This window comes from Anoxybacillus sp. ST70 (assembly GCF_019553625.1).
Lineage (GTDB): Bacteria > Bacillota > Bacilli > Bacillales > Anoxybacillaceae > Anoxybacillus > Anoxybacillus gonensis.
Genome location: NZ_JAHZOF010000008.1, coordinates 46,580 through 61,569 on the forward strand (window position 1 = coordinate 46,580; position 14,990 = coordinate 61,569).

Annotated in this window: 20 protein-coding genes; 11 read left to right on the forward strand and 9 right to left on the reverse strand. The window is 42.3% G+C overall.

From position 1 onward, the window contains the following. Positions 1-45 precede the first annotated feature (45 nt). Positions 46-1,095 carry a calcium/proton exchanger gene (cax, locus tag K1I43_RS11260; RefSeq protein WP_009360830.1) on the reverse strand — a complete coding sequence of 350 codons (1,050 nt, stop codon included), beginning with the start codon at positions 1,093-1,095 and terminating at the stop codon, positions 46-48. A gap of 139 nt (positions 1,096-1,234) precedes the next feature. Here cax and K1I43_RS11265 point away from each other — a divergent pair, with 139 nt between their 5' ends. Further along, positions 1,235-2,398, forward strand: coding sequence for an MFS transporter (locus K1I43_RS11265; RefSeq protein ID WP_050982335.1), 1,164 nt, complete (start codon positions 1,235-1,237; stop codon positions 2,396-2,398). A gap of 75 nt (positions 2,399-2,473) precedes the next feature. Next, positions 2,474-2,620, forward strand: a complete 147-nt coding sequence (locus K1I43_RS11270) for a BH0509 family protein (protein ID WP_033383638.1) — start codon at positions 2,474-2,476, stop codon at positions 2,618-2,620. Between the two features lie 206 nt (positions 2,621-2,826). On the opposite strand, the gene K1I43_RS11275 is transcribed toward K1I43_RS11270, so the two are convergent. From K1I43_RS11275 to K1I43_RS11285, 3 genes are read right to left on the reverse strand one after another with little or no spacing between them, the layout of a single operon-like run. Beyond that, positions 2,827-3,660, reverse strand: a complete 834-nt coding sequence (locus K1I43_RS11275) for a YihY/virulence factor BrkB family protein (protein ID WP_019418579.1) — start codon at positions 3,658-3,660, stop codon at positions 2,827-2,829. Between the two features lie 18 nt (positions 3,661-3,678). Beyond that, a complete protein-coding gene (locus tag K1I43_RS11280; protein WP_019418580.1) occupies positions 3,679-3,942 on the reverse strand; it encodes a hypothetical protein in 264 nt (87 codons plus the stop codon). A gap of 13 nt (positions 3,943-3,955) precedes the next feature. Next, positions 3,956-4,426, reverse strand: a complete 471-nt coding sequence (locus K1I43_RS11285) for a low molecular weight protein-tyrosine-phosphatase (protein ID WP_009360825.1) — start codon at positions 4,424-4,426, stop codon at positions 3,956-3,958. A gap of 70 nt (positions 4,427-4,496) precedes the next feature. Here K1I43_RS11285 and K1I43_RS11290 point away from each other — a divergent pair, with 70 nt between their 5' ends. Then, a complete protein-coding gene (locus tag K1I43_RS11290; RefSeq protein WP_019418581.1) occupies positions 4,497-4,715 on the forward strand; it encodes a DUF1128 domain-containing protein in 219 nt (72 codons plus the stop codon). Here K1I43_RS11290 and K1I43_RS11295 read toward each other — a convergent pair. Then, the gene (locus K1I43_RS11295; protein ID WP_020424604.1) at positions 4,710-5,687 is read right to left on the reverse strand and encodes an HD-GYP domain-containing protein; all 978 of its coding nucleotides are present in this window, start codon (positions 5,685-5,687) and stop codon (positions 4,710-4,712) included. The two genes, K1I43_RS11290 and K1I43_RS11295, sit on opposite strands and share 6 nt — an antisense overlap. A gap of 183 nt (positions 5,688-5,870) precedes the next feature. Between K1I43_RS11295 and K1I43_RS11300 the strand changes: the two genes are divergently transcribed. Genes K1I43_RS11300 through K1I43_RS11330 form a run of 7 tightly spaced genes read left to right on the forward strand, consistent with a single transcriptional unit; the run spans position 5,871 to position 11,344 of the window. Continuing rightward, positions 5,871-6,578, forward strand: coding sequence for a phosphoadenylyl-sulfate reductase (locus K1I43_RS11300; protein ID WP_019418583.1), 708 nt, complete (start codon positions 5,871-5,873; stop codon positions 6,576-6,578). Between the two features lie 13 nt (positions 6,579-6,591). Next, the gene (locus K1I43_RS11305) at positions 6,592-7,638 is read left to right on the forward strand and encodes a sulfate permease (RefSeq protein WP_019418584.1); all 1,047 of its coding nucleotides are present in this window, start codon (positions 6,592-6,594) and stop codon (positions 7,636-7,638) included. Between the two features lie 44 nt (positions 7,639-7,682). Continuing rightward, entirely contained in the window at positions 7,683-8,762 is a 1,080-nt protein-coding gene (gene sat, locus K1I43_RS11310; RefSeq protein ID WP_019418585.1) for a sulfate adenylyltransferase, read from the forward strand. Continuing rightward, complete coding sequence (gene cysC, locus K1I43_RS11315) at positions 8,759-9,346, forward strand: adenylyl-sulfate kinase (RefSeq protein WP_009360819.1); 588 nt, start codon at positions 8,759-8,761, stop codon at positions 9,344-9,346. The genes sat and cysC overlap by 4 nt, the downstream gene beginning before the upstream one ends. Before the next feature lie 9 nt (positions 9,347-9,355). Further along, positions 9,356-10,129, forward strand: a complete 774-nt coding sequence (gene cobA, locus K1I43_RS11320) for a uroporphyrinogen-III C-methyltransferase (protein ID WP_019418586.1) — start codon at positions 9,356-9,358, stop codon at positions 10,127-10,129. A gap of 4 nt (positions 10,130-10,133) precedes the next feature. Next, on the forward strand, positions 10,134-10,841 hold the full coding sequence (locus K1I43_RS11325) for a sirohydrochlorin chelatase (protein ID WP_009360817.1): 708 nt from the start codon (positions 10,134-10,136) through the stop codon (positions 10,839-10,841). A gap of 5 nt (positions 10,842-10,846) precedes the next feature. Beyond that, the gene (locus tag K1I43_RS11330) at positions 10,847-11,344 is read left to right on the forward strand and encodes an NAD(P)-dependent oxidoreductase (protein ID WP_019418587.1); all 498 of its coding nucleotides are present in this window, start codon (positions 10,847-10,849) and stop codon (positions 11,342-11,344) included. Positions 11,345-11,369: 25 nt separating this feature from the next. Here the strand turns inward: K1I43_RS11330 and K1I43_RS11335 are convergent, their stop codons facing one another. Continuing rightward, positions 11,370-12,110: a DUF4397 domain-containing protein gene (locus tag K1I43_RS11335; RefSeq protein WP_019418588.1), complete on the reverse strand. Its 741-nt coding sequence runs from the start codon at positions 12,108-12,110 to the stop codon at positions 11,370-11,372. 103 nt (positions 12,111-12,213) lie between these two features. Here K1I43_RS11335 and K1I43_RS11340 point away from each other — a divergent pair, with 103 nt between their 5' ends. Continuing rightward, positions 12,214-12,492: an acylphosphatase gene (locus K1I43_RS11340; protein WP_019418589.1), complete on the forward strand. Its 279-nt coding sequence runs from the start codon at positions 12,214-12,216 to the stop codon at positions 12,490-12,492. Between the two features lie 16 nt (positions 12,493-12,508). On the opposite strand, the gene K1I43_RS11345 is transcribed toward K1I43_RS11340, so the two are convergent. The 3 genes from K1I43_RS11345 to K1I43_RS11355 are packed head-to-tail and all read right to left on the reverse strand — an operon-like array spanning position 12,509 to position 14,900. Next, positions 12,509-12,655: a FeoB-associated Cys-rich membrane protein gene (locus K1I43_RS11345; RefSeq protein WP_019418590.1), complete on the reverse strand. Its 147-nt coding sequence runs from the start codon at positions 12,653-12,655 to the stop codon at positions 12,509-12,511. Positions 12,656-12,669: 14 nt separating this feature from the next. Further along, the gene (gene feoB, locus K1I43_RS11350; RefSeq protein ID WP_019418591.1) at positions 12,670-14,673 is read right to left on the reverse strand and encodes a ferrous iron transport protein B; all 2,004 of its coding nucleotides are present in this window, start codon (positions 14,671-14,673) and stop codon (positions 12,670-12,672) included. Further along, positions 14,670-14,900, reverse strand: a complete 231-nt coding sequence (locus tag K1I43_RS11355) for a FeoA family protein (protein ID WP_009360812.1) — start codon at positions 14,898-14,900, stop codon at positions 14,670-14,672. The genes feoB and K1I43_RS11355 overlap by 4 nt, the downstream gene beginning before the upstream one ends. Between the last annotated feature and the right edge of the window lie 90 nt (positions 14,901-14,990).

The window sequence follows — 14,990 nt, forward strand, 5'->3', positions numbered from 1 at the left end:
ATTTATCCTCTCCATAAAAAAAATCCGCCAGCGATAACTGACGGATTACAGTAAATAAAATCCAATTCCCATAATCATATACGCCCCGAGCAGTGTCGCCCCCTCGAACCAATTCGTATCTCCATCGTTGGAAAGAACGATTGTTAATAAGACAGCTGTCACCATCGCCACAAGCTCTGGAAGCGTAAAAACGAGCGCCATGTGCGTCGGAAATAAGAGGGAAACGAGCACTAATACAGGTGCAACAAACATCGCAATTTGCAGCGTCGAGCCGATCGCAATTTCAACAGCAACATTCATTTTATTTTTATATGCCATAATGATGGCGGAAGCATGTTCTGCAGCGTTTCCGACAATGGCAACAATAATGACCCCGATGAATAGTTCACTCCATCCAAATGAATGAGCGACGACTTCAAACGTATGAACTAAACTTTCGGATACGTAAGCAACTGCGACGGTGGCAAGGGCTAAAATGAGCATCGCTTTTCCTTTTGACCATTCTGGCTCCTCATGTTCTTCCACATCTTCTTTATGTTGATATACACCGCGATGAGTAACAAGTTTAAAATATAACGCAGCTAAATAAAGGGCGATCATAATCATCGAAATACCGATACTTAATGATAACGTTTTTTGTTCATTCATCGTCATCGAAAATACTTCTGGAATGACAAAAGCAACTAAAATAGCAAATGTTAGTAAGCCTGAATTATGACGCGCATCATATACGTTAAATGATTGCCGTTTATATTTCAAACCACCAACAAAAAACGATAAACCTGCTACAAGCAATAAGTTGCCAAGCACGGAACCCGTTAACGACGCCAACACAACACTCACTAAGCCAGCTTTCAACGCAAAAATGGATATAATCAATTCGACGGCATTGCCAAATGTCGCATTCAAAAGTCCACCGATGCGAGGACCTGCCACGATTGCCAAACTTTCTGTCGCTCGTCCCATATAGCTAGCGAGCGCAATAATTGTGACACAATAAACGACAAACATCGGGGTTGCAGGCCAATGAAGTAAGCTTCCTGCAACAGAAAGTGGAACACCGATGACCGTTAACAAAAAAAAGATGCGTTCCATCAAATCGTCTCCTTTTCATTTATGGCATATCAACCATATTTTACACAAATCTACTCCCATTTTCATCCGTCTTTTTCGTTGCTTCTTCTCGTGAAACGCTTTAATATCGAACATAGTGAATATATTACAGGAGGGAATTATGCGACAACGTCATTTTTTTATTTTAGTTAGCATCGTCATGATTTCAGGTCTCTCTCAAGGACTATTGTTGCCGCTTATTTCTATCATTTTTGAACAAAATGGTGTTCATTCATCGCTTAGCGGCATACATGCGACAGCGATGTACATCGGCGTTCTTGTCGTGTCACCTTTTTTAGAACGTCCGCTTCGTCGCTACGGCTTTAAACGTTTAATTATGACCGGTGGAGCGATCGTAATCGTTTCTTTGACGATTTTTCCGATCTCATCTTCGTTATTGTTTTGGTTTATGCTTCGGCTATTCATCGGAATTGGGGATCACATCCTTCATTTCGGTTCGCAAACATGGATTACATACGCTTCTCCTACTCATCGGCGCGGTCGCAACATTTCTCTATATGGTTTATCGTTTGGCGTCGGCTTTATGATCGGACCGCTTCTCGTTCCGCTCGTTCACATACATGAAGAGTTGCCGTTTATCGTTTCATCTTTGCTCAGCTTATGTGGCTGGATATTATTATTTTTCTTGCCACATACATATCCAGAAACGGAAGAAGCAGAAAAAGTTGGAGCGACACGCTTTTTTCACGCTTGGAAGCAAGCATGGCCAGCTTTGTTGTTGCCATTCGGCTACGGCTTTTTAGAAGCTTCACTTCATAGCATGTTTCCTATTTATGCGCTAAGAAACGAGTTAAGCGTTGAGACAGTTGCGATGATGCTTCCTGCGTTTGCCCTTGGCGGCATCGCTTTTCAACTTCCGCTCGGAACGTTAAGCGATCGCTTTTCACGAAAAACGATGATTATTATTTCATTAGCCGTAGGTGCCTTTTGTTTTGCTATAGCGACATGGTTTTCTTCTCCTGTGCAACTAACAACAACATTTTTCGTTGCTGGTATGTTTGTCGGTTCGCTTTTTTCACTCGGTATGGCGTATATGGCGGACTTGTTGCCAACGTCGCTTCTTCCTGTCGGCAACATTTTATGCGGTATGCTATATAGTATTGGGAGCATATGCGGTCCTGCAATCGGCGGCATTGTATTACAACAGCAAGAGGGATTATTTTTCTTCTCCATGAGCTCTCTTTTGCTTCTTTTACTATTTGCCCAGCGCCCGTTCACAAAATTTTCGAAATATTTTTCTAAAAAAACAAGAAAAAAACGTTGACGCTTTTTAACCCTCTGTTATATAATACAATTAAACAAAATAAACTGTTTTAAAACAGAGGGGAGAGCGATCATGATGAGTAGAGAAGAAAGAAAAAATATGATTGAGTTTATTACAAAATTGCGTGGATTTAATCAAGAGCAACTTGTTTACATGACGGATGCAGAAATCGAACATATTTACAACCAAACATATTATCATCACGAAGAAATTGCAGAATAAGAGGGATGTGCAACACATCCCTCTTCTCTTTAATGGTATCCGTTTTGTCCGTTTGCGCTACTGCTCGTTTTATGTTTCGGACGGCTTTTTCCTTTTTGTTTTGTCCCGCCATCTTTTTTCGTTTTTTTCGTCACGTATAGTCCCCCTTCATAACGACGTTCACTTGTAATATGGTTTCGGCGAGGCTTTTTTATAAGAGGGAATAACTACCGTATGCGCATGTTTCCTTCTCGTTTACAACAAAAGATAGCGTTTAACTCTCCACCTAATACAATCATCATACCGGACAAATAAAACCAAACCATTAACGCAATAATGCCACCTAGACTACCGTACATCGCCGAATAGTTACCGAACTGATTCACATAATACGAAAAAGCAAGAGAGACAACCATCCAACCGACTGTGGCAAATAGCGAACCGCCCCATACGTCACGAAAACGAACATATTTGCTCGGCGCAAAAACGTATAGCACAGAAAAAACAAAAAATAAAATGATAAAACTAACAAACCAACGAATCGTTTCCCATATGCGTAAAAATACATCGGAAAGCCCAAAAGCTGAAAAAAGGAATGTACCGATCATTTTTCCGAATACAGGAAAAACAAGCGCCACAATAATGACGAAAATCATGGCAAATGTAAACAAAATGGAAACCCCACGTGCAACAAAAAAAGAGCGCGTTTCTTTTACATCATATGCACGATTTAAGGCGCGAATAATGGCTGACATCCCGTTCGATGCAGCCCATACGGTTGCAAGTACGCTGAACGATAACCATTTTCCGCTTTGTAATTCCATGAGCTGCTTAATGTTTGTTTCAATTAAATGTACCGTTTCGCTCGGAGCATATTGACTTAAAAAGGCGATTACATCTTCATGCGGAATGGGCAAATACGATAAAAACGTCAGCAAAAACAGCAAAAACGGGAATAGCGAAAGCAAAAAGAAATATGCCAACTCAGCCGATAAATCGAACACTTCATCTTCATCGAACCGTTTCATGAGCTCTCGGACGACGGAAAAACTAATAATCATCTTTCATCACCTTGCTCCTTATGTCGAGCGTTTGCGAATCAGTTCCCCAATCCACTCCATCACTTGCGGCGTTGTTTCTTTTACTTCACTTAGTTTATTCACAATAAACTGCAAATCATTCACCATTTCATCGACATGTTGTCTCGTTTGCTGTACGGTCTCTTTTATTCTTTCCACATCATCCATCCATTCACGACACGCTTCTTTTACCACTTGACGCGCTTTTTTATTCGTCAACAACAGAGCGATCCCAGCGAATGCCAACCATTTCCCCTTTCCCATCGCCTGTTCCTCCTTACAATGAATGATCTCTTTTCACGCGCTCTAATATATGTTTACACCCTTCTTCGACTAATTCGTACACTTCTTCAAAATTTCCTGTAAAGTACGGGTCTGGAACATCGTCTACGCGACGGTTTGGCACAAAGTCCATAAAGCGAGCAATCACCGCACGACAATCATCGCCGACAAGACGGCGAAGATGAGCGATATTATCGCTATCCATGCCAATAATATAATCAAATGTATGAAAGTCTTCTTTTGTAACTTGTCGTGCTTTCAATCCTGTAAAATCAATTTGTTTTTCTGTTAAAATGCGCTGTGTGCCATGATGAGGTGGTTTACCGATATGCCAGTTTCCCGTTCCTGCTGAATCAACAGAAATGACGTGATCAAGTCCTTCTTGCTTCACAAGATGTCGAAATACCGCCTCCGCCATCGGAGAACGACAAATGTTTCCTAAACAAACAAATAACACACGAATCATTTTATTTCACCTCTCAAAGTAGAATGAATAGTTAAACAATGATACAATGAACACAATCATGTATGAAAGGATGACAATTGTGCGTTTATCAGTTGAACAAATGATTGAGCAAATCAAAGAAAAATTAAAAGTATTAAATTTTGATGCAATTAAACCAGATCATTTCGATGAGCAACTATATGATGAATTAAAAGATATATACGATATGGTGATGAAAAAGCCATCGTTTAGCCCGAGCGAAATGCAAGCGATCGCTGAAGAGCTCGGAAATTTACGCAAAAAATTATAAAATCGCCTGTCCAACGATTAGAAGCGACGGATGATCCGCGAGTGCAATTTCTTCATGTGTATCCGTGTACCGTACGTACGGACGTTGCATATGTTCAACAATTTTTGTAACGATTGCGTTTCTTCCGTCGCTCATTTTGACCATTGTTCCCGGCAAATAGGCAGGAATCGTGTCAACAAAAAGCCGCACAAGCTGCTGGCTATACCGAATACCGCTTCGCGCCATAATAATCTCAAGCGCTTCGTGTGGCGGCACAAATTCAGTGGAAATTAAATTTTCGTATTCATTGGCAATAGCGCAAATTTGGGCGTACAAATGAATATCCGTTTCTTTTAATCCGCGCGGCGTACCTGAGCCGTCTGCATGTTCGTGATGTTGATACGCCATATGTGCACATAATAAACTAAGTTCCCGCTCTTTTCGTAAATATTCAAATCCCTTTACGGTATGATGCGCTTCTCCTTCAATTTCTTTTCCGATGTCATGAAACAACGAACCAAGCGCGACATCGCGCAACTGTAAATCGTTCAAATGTAGCTTCTTCCCTAATTGCAATGACAATAATGCGACATTCACAGCATGAGCGTAAGGCTGTGCTTCCATTTCAAGCGATGTCGCCGGAATGACCGCTAACACTTTTCTTTTTTTCACTTCATCAACGAGCTTTACCGCTAGTTTAAACAACGAACGAAGCGGCAATTGTTCCCGCTTTCGTACTGCATCAAACGATTGTTGAACAACTTCAATCGCATCCATCCATGATGGCATATCGAGCAACTCTTCTAAAGTAATGCCTTCAGACACCGAATCTTCAACAAATACGTAGCGAATATCCATTTGTTTCAAACGTTCTACATATTTAGGATGAATTTTTCTTCCTGCTGCTAACAATACACGACGATGGCGATCATAAATCGGACGTGCCAATTCCATCGTTCGCTCATCGTATTCTTCTAATAAAATGAGCCGCAAACATATTCCACTCCCTTCAACATCTCCCATACAAACAGTATAATCATGTTTTTTTTCGTTTGCCATGACGTTTTTTAAAAAATAAATTCCGATAGAAAAACTAGGATTGACATATGAACGAATTGTGTTAAAATTTAAAACAATCAAACAGAAAGGGCGACGAATACGAAAGGGAGATGAGATATGATTACGTATGAAACGTGGGATGACGTTCAAAAACCAACTTTTCCAATCGATAATAATGAAAAAGGAGCATTACATGTGCTTTCATGGGCGTATGCCCATTATGGCGACGATCTTTTGTATGCGTGCAGCTTTGGCATTGAAGGCATCGTGCTCATTGATCTCATTTCTCAAGTGAAGGATGATGCTCACATTGTGTTTCTCGATACACATTTACATTTTCCTGAAACATACGAAACGATTGAACGAGTCAAACGAGCATACCCGCGCTTGCGCATTCATTTGCAAACACCGTCTGTATCACTTGCAGAACAAGAGAAACAATTCGGTGCAGAACTTTGGAAAAGAGACCCGAACAAATGCTGTGAACTAAGAAAAATTATTCCGCTACGAGAAGCGATGACAGGAAAAAAAGCGTGGATTTCAGGACTGCGCCGTGAACAATCGTCAACACGACAACATGTTGAATTTATTAATCGCGATAAAAAGTTTCAAAACATTAAAGTTTGTCCGCTCATTTACTGGACGTGGAAAGACGTATGGCGCTATGTGCATCGCCATAACCTCTCTTACAATCCGCTTCATGACCGCGGATATCCGAGCATCGGTTGTGCACCGTGTACAGCCCCTGCTTATACAGAAGAAGATTTACGTTCTGGTCGATGGGCTGGGCTAGGAAAAACAGAATGCGGCTTGCACGAATCATAAAGGGGGGAGTGATTTGGTCATCGTTGCTTTTATGATTGCTTTTTTCTTTGCGATGAACATTGGGGGAAGCGGAGCCGCCGCGACCATGGGAGCTGCTTACGGTTCTGGCACATTGCCAAATAAACGAATCGCTTTACTCATATGCGCCATCGCCATTTTCCTCGGCAGTTTAAGCGGAGGAGAAGTTGTGAAAACGATCGGCTCTGGCCTCGTTCCTCCATCCATTTTACAAACAGAGCTTGTTGTCATCGTCTTAGCAGCGGCAACGATTTCGTTATTTGCGGCCAACGTGCTCGGCATTCCGCTATCGACAAGCGAAATTACAGTCGGGGCGGTCGTTGGGGCAGGTATTGCGTATCAAAGCGTATATGTGAGCAAGCTCATATGGATTGTATCGTTTTGGCTCATTACACCGCTTGCTGCGTTTTCTTTCGCTTTTTTCATTAGCAAATGGCTAAAAGGAAAAACCGTCAAACAAAACAAATGGATCGGCTTTTTGCTTATTATTGCTGGATTTTTCGAGGCGTTTTCAGCCGGAATGAACAATGTAGCCAACGCGGTCGGTCCTCTCGTTGGAGCAGGTTTACTATCCGTCCAACACGGGATCATTTTCGGCGGGTTATTCGTTGCCCTTGGAGCGCTTTTGCTCGGTAGCCGCGTATTAGAAACGAACGGAAAAAAAATTACGACGTTCTCTCAGATGGAAGGATGCGTTATTTCAGGAATCGGAGCAACGCTCGTCATCGTTTCATCTCTTTTTGGTCTTCCCGTTCCACTGACACAAATTACGACATCAGCCATTATCGGCATCGGCACAACAAAAAGCGGCTTTTCCATTTGGCAAAAGCAAATTGTCATTCAAGTGCTAAAAGTGTGGGTTGTCTCGCCTATTTTTGCATTAGCTGTTTCATATAGTTTAATTAAATTATTGCTTCATAGCGACGTCTATACAGCTATTGCGATTGTGAGCGTTTGTTTCGCCACACTTGGAACGATTAGCTTAAAAAAAACGATCACAGAGGAACGCCGCTCGTTTCACGAACATGGTGGCGGCATTTAAACCTAGTTATTTTATAAGAATAATAAGTTTAGGGGGTATTGAACATGAAACAAATCGTATTAAGTAAAGCGGAGTTAAGTGACCTTGAATTACTGGCCATCGGCGGATATGAACCGCTCACTGGCTTTTTAGGAAAAGATGATTATGAGTCGGTTGTCGAAACGATGCGGCTTACAAACGGAGCGGTATGGAGCATCCCCATTACGCTTGCAGTAACAGAACAACAAGCGAAACAACTATCGCTCGGAGAAGAAGTCGAACTCGTGTATGACCGAACGGTGTACGGCACCATGGAAGTGCAACATATATATCGCCCAGACAAGCGAAAAGAAGCGCATCTTGTATACCAAACAGAAGACGCGGCACACCCTGGCGTAAAAAAATTATTTGAAAAACCGGATATATATATCGGTGGACCTGTGAAGCTTGTGCGTCAAACAGATAAAGGAATTTTTTCGCCATTCTTTTTTACACCAAAAGAAACAAAGCAACGGTTTGCGGAACTTGGCTGGAAAACAGTCGTCGGGTTTCAAACGCGCAATCCCGTTCATCGCGCCCATGAATACATTCAAAAATGTGCACTTGAAATCGTCGACGGTCTTTATTTAAATCCGCTCGTTGGCGAAACGAAAGAAGATGACATTCCTGCAGACATTCGTTTAAAAAGCTATCAAGTATTACTTGAACATTATTATCCAAAAGATCGCGTCTTTCTCGGTGTATTTACAGCTGCAATGCGCTATGCAGGTCCACGTGAAGCCATTTTTCATGCGCTCGTACGTAAAAATTTTGGTTGCACCCACTTTATCGTCGGCCGTGACCATGCGGGAGTTGGCAATTATTATGGCACGTATGATGCTCAAAAAATTTTCTTGCAGTTTACAAACGAAGAGCTAGGCATTACCCCTCTCTTTTTCGAACATAGCTTTTACTGCACAAAATGTGAAGCGATGGCGTCAACGAAAACGTGCCCGCACGATGCAACCGCTCATGTCGTTCTGTCTGGAACAAAAGTACGGGAAATGTTGCGCGCTGGTGAAATGCCACCAAGCACATTCAGTCGCCCAGAAGTTGTGCGCGTGCTGATGGATGGTTTACAAACAGTCGGAGGTGGCCGTTCATGAATATCGTTTGGCATCAAGAAAGTGTAACAAAAGAAGATCGACGAAAAAAAAATAAACACCATAGCTTCGTTCTTTGGTTTACAGGGTTGTCAGGGTCTGGGAAGTCCACATTAGCTAACGCGGTCGCGAAAACATTATTTGAACAAAACATTCAATGTTACGTGCTTGATGGCGATAACGTGCGTCACGGCTTAAATAGCGATTTAGGTTTTTCTGCCGAAGATCGTACAGAAAACATTCGCCGCATTGGTGAAGTAGCAAAATTGTTCGTAGACAGTGGACAAATCGTGCTGACTGCCTTTATTTCTCCGTTTCGTCAAGACCGTCAACTCGTTCGCAGCAAGCTCGAGCAAGATGAATTTATCGAAATTTATGTTCATTGTCCGCTTGAAACATGTGAGCAACGCGATCCAAAAGGACTGTATAAAAAAGCACGAAATGGAGAAATTCGCGACTTTACCGGCATTGATTCACCATATGAGCCACCGCTTTCGCCAGAACTTGTCGTCGATACGGATCAATATTCAATTGAACAATGCGTTCAACAAATCATTTCCTATCTAAAAAATAAACAGTGGATTTAGGAGGAGACAATGGGGAAAGTATATTTAGTCGGCGCTGGTCCTGGGGATCCTGAGCTCATTACAGTAAAAGGATTAAAATGTATTCAACAAGCAGATGTGATTTTATACGACCGCCTCATTAACGAACAGCTACTGTCGTACGCCAAGCGCGATGCTGATTTGATTTATTGCGGAAAGTTACCAAATTACCATACAATGAAACAAGAGACAATTAATCATTTTTTAGTGAAGCATGCGAAAAAAGGGAAATTTGTCACGAGATTAAAAGGCGGCGATCCTTTTCTATTCGGACGTGGTGGTGAAGAAGCGCAAGCACTTATGAAACATCGCATTCCGTTTGAAATCGTTCCCGGAGTGACATCTGGCATTGCCGTTCCAGCATATGCAGGCATTCCTGTCACTCATCGCGATTTTAGCGGAAGCGTTGCATTTATCACAGGTCATCGCCGACTCGATGCAACGGATGCGGTACAATGGGAACATTTAGCAAAAGGAGTTGATACGCTCGTCATTTATATGGGCGTGAAACATCTCCCTTTCATTTGTAAACAATTACAGTTGTACGGCAGATATCCACAAACTCCTGTTGCCGTCATCCAATGGGGAACGCTTCCCGAACAAAAAACGATCGTAGCGACGTTACATACGATTGTAGAAGCGGTAAAAAAACAATCCATCTCGAACCCGAGCATCATTATTGTCGGGGAAGTCGTTCGCCTACATGAACAACTGCAATGGTTTGAAACAATGTTAGAAGAAAAAATTGCACATGGAATGAGGTAGGCGTATGCAAGCTGTTTTATATATTTGTCACGGAAGTCGTTCCATAGAAGGACAAAAAGAGGCGGTCGCTTTCGTCGAACGCCTCTCTTCTTCCATTTCAATCCCCATTCAACATATATGCTTTTTAGAATTATGTGAACCGAATATTGTCACAGGGGTGGAACGTTGCGTTCATGATGGAGCAACTGCCATTTTAGCCATTCCGCTTTTACTATTGTCGGCTAACCACGCAAAACGCGACATTCCATATGAATTAGAACAAGCAAAAAAGATGTTTCCCGCTGTCACGATGACGTATGGAAAAACTTTCGGCGTACAACGTCTTATCGTTTCCGCCATATCGAATACACTCGAACCTGCTGATGCGATCGTGCTCGTTGGCCGTGGAAGCAGCGATATAGACGCGCAAGCTGATTTCAAACAAATTGCTCATCTATTGCAACAAGAAACAAACATCCCCGTCTATCCGTGTTATTTAGCAGCTGCTTCTCCGTCTTTTTCTGACGTTGTCACTTCGCTTGCCAAAACAGCGAAGCACAGACGAGTGGCCGTTGTGCCATACATTTTATTTTTCGGACAGCTGCTTAACTATATTCATGAAACGCTTCAAGCACAACAAACGAGCGACGTATCGTTTACATTATATCCTCCGATTCGGACGTATGACGTATTAGATCGTCTCGTTGAACAACAAGTCAAAGAATGGAGGTAGGGCATATGTTTCCTCTTTTCATACGAATGGCAGGGAAAAAAGTGGTCATTGCCGGTGGCGGACAAATTGCGTATCGCCGCCTCCTCCCTCTTCTTGATGAAGGGGCTTGCATTACCGTCATTAGCCCAAAAGCGATCGACGCCATTGTTCATTTAGCCGAACAAAAGCGAATTACGTGGCATGCACGTTCAATTGAACCGAGCGACTATGCCGATGCTTTTTTCATTATTGCCGCAACAAATGATCCAAACATCAATGAACAAATCGCTACCTATGCATCCCCAAATCAACTTGTCAACGTAGCGAGCAACCATCTTTTCGGCAACGTTCATGTACCTGCCTTTTTTTCACGTGGAAAATTACAAATTGCTATTACAACAGGGGGAGCAAGCCCTACACTTGCAAAACAAATCAAAAAACAACTTGAACAACAATTCGATGAATCGATCGCTCAACATCTCGAAACATTATACGAACAGCGCCAAAAGCGAAAAGAGCCTTGATCATTTCGATCAAAGCTCTCTCTGTTTATGACTCTAATACTAACACCTGTAATGAAGGAGTGCGGGATACGTAACCGACGGCAACGACCGTATAAGACTTATTCGGTTGGAAGCGCACATTGGGAATCGATAAAACGACTTGATTTGTCCCTGCCACCCGCACATCGACATGCAATTTTTCGTTGACTGGCGCCTCAATATAATTCGTCACCTTTCCAAACGAAGCATTTTGGAACAACACATCCCCACCACGTAGCGCAATATCTACCGCTGGCGCATCGGGCGAGAAATGAGCAAAACGCACTTTCGCTTTTCCGTACGGTGCATATGGTTCATCGAGAATAGAAAGAAGTTGCAAGCGATGTACGTCACCAATGACCGCAAGCGTATACGCCATTTTTGGCAAGACTTGAATGGTTTGACTTAGAACTGGAGACGTCGTATGTCCTGCTGGATACACGTCGATGCGATGCTCTCCTTTTGGCACTTTCATATATTGACTTAGTTGTTTATATTTCATATTGCGCAATATTTTTTGTCCATTCACGTATACGTCAACTGCAGGGGCATTCGGTGAAGCGTGAAACAGACGAATGCGTCCATCATCATCCACTCGCTCTTCCTCGCGTGACTTCGCAAGTTTTTCTACATACTCCATATGTTTTCGCATATACTTTTCATATTGATCATGATCTCTATATTGATAGTAGCGCGCTAATAAGTCATACATCACTGCTTTTTGAATGTAACGATCTATCTCGTTCACAACAGTTCCTCCTCATTCATCTTTTTACGTATTCAACGTATGCAATACAAGGTAGGCTGTTGTATGATTTTTATAGAAAATTTTTAGCGAAGGAGATAAACAGATGATCGTTCGTTATTCCGTTGTTGCGCACGGTCGCGTACAAGGTGTAGGTTTTCGTTACTTTGCCCAATATGAAGCAAGAAGGCGGGGTTTAACTGGTTGGGTAAAAAATTGTGAAGCCGACCATATGATCGAAATGGAAGTTCAAGGCGAGACAGAGCGAGTAGAATCATTTGTTGATGAAATAAAAAAAGGACCACCGTTTGCACGTGTCGAACGAGTAGAACAATACGCCATTCCTACCGTCCCTCACGAAACGACCTTTCGCATCATCTATTGAAAAAAGCTGACCGAAGTCAGCTTTTTTCATGACAATTTGTGCCGCATGATCCTTTGACTGAGCAAGCAGCGCATGTACCACGTTTACTTTTTTGAATAAAGCGGAAAATTGTCCATCCTGCATATCCGAAAATGACAGATCCGATGACAACATTTGCGATCATGTATATCCCTTCCTTTAGAAGCCGAATAAGCTTCCGACTTGGTAAATGACAAACGAAACGATATAGGCTAAAACTAGCGCATAACCAATCGAAAACATCGTCCATTTTCGCGAACGTGTTTCTTTATAAATCGTCGCAACAGTTGCTAAACATGGAACATATAATAAAACAAATACCATAAAACTAAATGCAGATAGAGCAGTAAAGTGCGATGCCATGAGTCCTTGAAGCGATTCGACATCCGGCACGTGATAAATAATGTTCATCGTCGACACAACGACTTCTTTTGCTAAAAATCCGGTTAATAACGCGGCACCAGCTTGCCACGTACCAAATCCAAGCGGAGCAAGTAACGGCGCAAGCACACCACCAATCATCGCTAAAAAGCTGTCGTCCATATTTACATTTACACCATGTGGCCCGACATAAGATAAGAGCCAAATAGCAACGGAACCACCAAAAATGAACGTCCCTGCTTTTCTCACAAATCCTTTTCCTTTATCCCACGTACTGCGCCATAATGCTTGCCACTGAGGCATACGATATGGTGGCAATTCAACGACGAATACGGATGCTTCTTCTTTTAAGATCGTTAATGAAAATAGCTTAGCGAGTATAAGAGCAAGTGAGACGCCAAGAACGTATAACGAAAGAACGACAATCGCTTGATGTGCGGCAAAAAACGCGCCGACAAATAAAGCATATACAGGCAAACGTGCCGAACAAGACATCAGTGGTGTTAACAACATCGTCACAAGCCGTTCGCGCGGTTGTTCAATCGTCCGTGCTGCCATGACGCCAGGAACATTACAACCGAATCCAATAATAAGCGGAATAAATGCTTTTCCGTTTAATCCGACCGCTTCCATTAATCGATCCATGACAAGCGCTACACGCGCCATATATCCCGAATCTTCTAAAAACGAAATAAAGAAAAACAAAATGAAAATTTGTGGCACGAATACAAGCACGCCGCCTACTCCTGCGATAATGCCATCGACGATAAGCGAACGAATAAATTCAGAAGCCCCGATGGCTTCCAACATCGCTGTGACCACATTCGTCAACGGGCCAGCGAAAAATGCGTCAAGCAAATCGGAAAGCGGTGCTCCGAGCCAGTCGAATGTAAGTTGAAATAAAATATACATCGCCAATAAAAAAAGCGGAATACCGACATATTTATTTGTTACAACAGCATCAATTCGATCCGTTAGCGTCACCCGTCCGATTTCTTTGCGCTGTACAGATTGTTCAATGATTTCTTTTACAAATGAACGGCGCCGTTCATAAATGAGCTGTGCAGGTGGCATTTGCTCTGTTTGTTGCACTTCTTTTTCTGCTTGTTCATACAATGAGCGCCATGTTGCTTCTGGCAATTTTTTTGCTACATAATCACGAACATAGCTATTCCCTTCATAAAACTGAATGGCTAACCAACGGACAGGGAATTTCTCCTCCGTTCCCCATGCGGCACGAAAGCGCTCAATTGCTCGTTCCATCGTTCCACCATAAAAAAGAGTAAGAGGCTCTGTTTGCTCTGTTGCTTTTTCAAGCAACAAATGCTCTACTTGATCACATCCCTTCCCTGTGCGAGCAATGACAGGGACAACTGGCACGCGCAACGCTGCTGCCAATTTTTCTTGATTAATGAATATCCCGCGTCTTTCTGCTACATCGACCATATTTAAAGCAATCGCTAGTGGTTTACCGAATTCTAGTAGTTGAACAGTTAACAATAAATTCCGTTCTAGTTGTGAGGCATCGACGATATTTAAAATTTCATCGAACGACTCCGTCAATAAAAATTGCGTCACCACTCGTTCATCACGGGAAAGTGGATGAAGTGAATATACGCCAGGCAAATCAATCATTTTTGCTTGTTTATTTCGCAAAACACCCACTTTTTTTTCAACGGTCACGCCGCTCCAGTTTCCAACATATTCGTACGTGCCGGTTAACTGATTAAACAACGATGTTTTTCCTGTATTTGGATTACCTACAAGCGCAATATGCATCATAACGGCTTCACCTGAATGTTCATTGCTTCATTGCGACGAATGCCGACGCATTGTCCGCAATTTTCAATCATAAATGGACCACCAAGTGGCATCGTACATTTTAAACAAATTTCCGCCCCTTCCGTAACCCCCATGTCTAGCAATCTTCTTTTTACTAAATCGCTTACTCGCGATAAATCAACAATTTTTGCACGTTCCCCAACTCGTAATTGCGTCATCGCAACCATACATAATCCCCCAATTAATAATGATAACCTTTTTCAATATCCATTATAGTACGCAAGGCAGAAAACATCTATCCTTTTTTTATTGTGTTC

Excerpts from the sequence above, each read along its gene's own strand:
- K1I43_RS11285 (WP_009360825.1), bottom strand. The coding sequence starts at position 4,426 with ATGATTCGTGTGTTATTTGTTTGTTTAGGAAACATTTGTCGTTCTCCG.
- cobA (WP_019418586.1), top strand. The coding sequence starts at position 9,356 with ATGGGGAAAGTATATTTAGTCGGCGCTGGTCCTGGGGATCCTGAGCTC.
- K1I43_RS11330 (WP_019418587.1), top strand. The coding sequence starts at position 10,847 with ATGTTTCCTCTTTTCATACGAATGGCAGGGAAAAAAGTGGTCATTGCC.
- K1I43_RS11345 (WP_019418590.1), bottom strand. The coding sequence starts at position 12,655 with ATGATCGCAAATGTTGTCATCGGATCTGTCATTTTCGGATATGCAGGA.
- K1I43_RS11290 (WP_019418581.1), top strand. The coding sequence starts at position 4,497 with ATGACAATTGTGCGTTTATCAGTTGAACAAATGATTGAGCAAATCAAA.
- feoB (WP_019418591.1), bottom strand. The coding sequence starts at position 14,673 with ATGATGCATATTGCGCTTGTAGGTAATCCAAATACAGGAAAAACATCG.
- K1I43_RS11280 (WP_019418580.1), bottom strand. The coding sequence starts at position 3,942 with ATGGGAAAGGGGAAATGGTTGGCATTCGCTGGGATCGCTCTGTTGTTG.
- K1I43_RS11340 (WP_019418589.1), top strand. The coding sequence starts at position 12,214 with ATGATCGTTCGTTATTCCGTTGTTGCGCACGGTCGCGTACAAGGTGTA.
- K1I43_RS11300 (WP_019418583.1), top strand. The coding sequence starts at position 5,871 with ATGATTACGTATGAAACGTGGGATGACGTTCAAAAACCAACTTTTCCA.
- cax (WP_009360830.1), bottom strand. The coding sequence starts at position 1,095 with ATGGAACGCATCTTTTTTTTGTTAACGGTCATCGGTGTTCCACTTTCT.
- K1I43_RS11275 (WP_019418579.1), bottom strand. The coding sequence starts at position 3,660 with ATGATTATTAGTTTTTCCGTCGTCCGAGAGCTCATGAAACGGTTCGAT.
- K1I43_RS11355 (WP_009360812.1), bottom strand. The coding sequence starts at position 14,900 with ATGGTTGCGATGACGCAATTACGAGTTGGGGAACGTGCAAAAATTGTT.
- cysC (WP_009360819.1), top strand. The coding sequence starts at position 8,759 with ATGAATATCGTTTGGCATCAAGAAAGTGTAACAAAAGAAGATCGACGA.
- K1I43_RS11325 (WP_009360817.1), top strand. The coding sequence starts at position 10,134 with ATGCAAGCTGTTTTATATATTTGTCACGGAAGTCGTTCCATAGAAGGA.
- K1I43_RS11265 (WP_050982335.1), top strand. The coding sequence starts at position 1,235 with ATGCGACAACGTCATTTTTTTATTTTAGTTAGCATCGTCATGATTTCA.
- K1I43_RS11270 (WP_033383638.1), top strand. The coding sequence starts at position 2,474 with ATGAGTAGAGAAGAAAGAAAAAATATGATTGAGTTTATTACAAAATTG.
- sat (WP_019418585.1), top strand. The coding sequence starts at position 7,683 with ATGAAACAAATCGTATTAAGTAAAGCGGAGTTAAGTGACCTTGAATTA.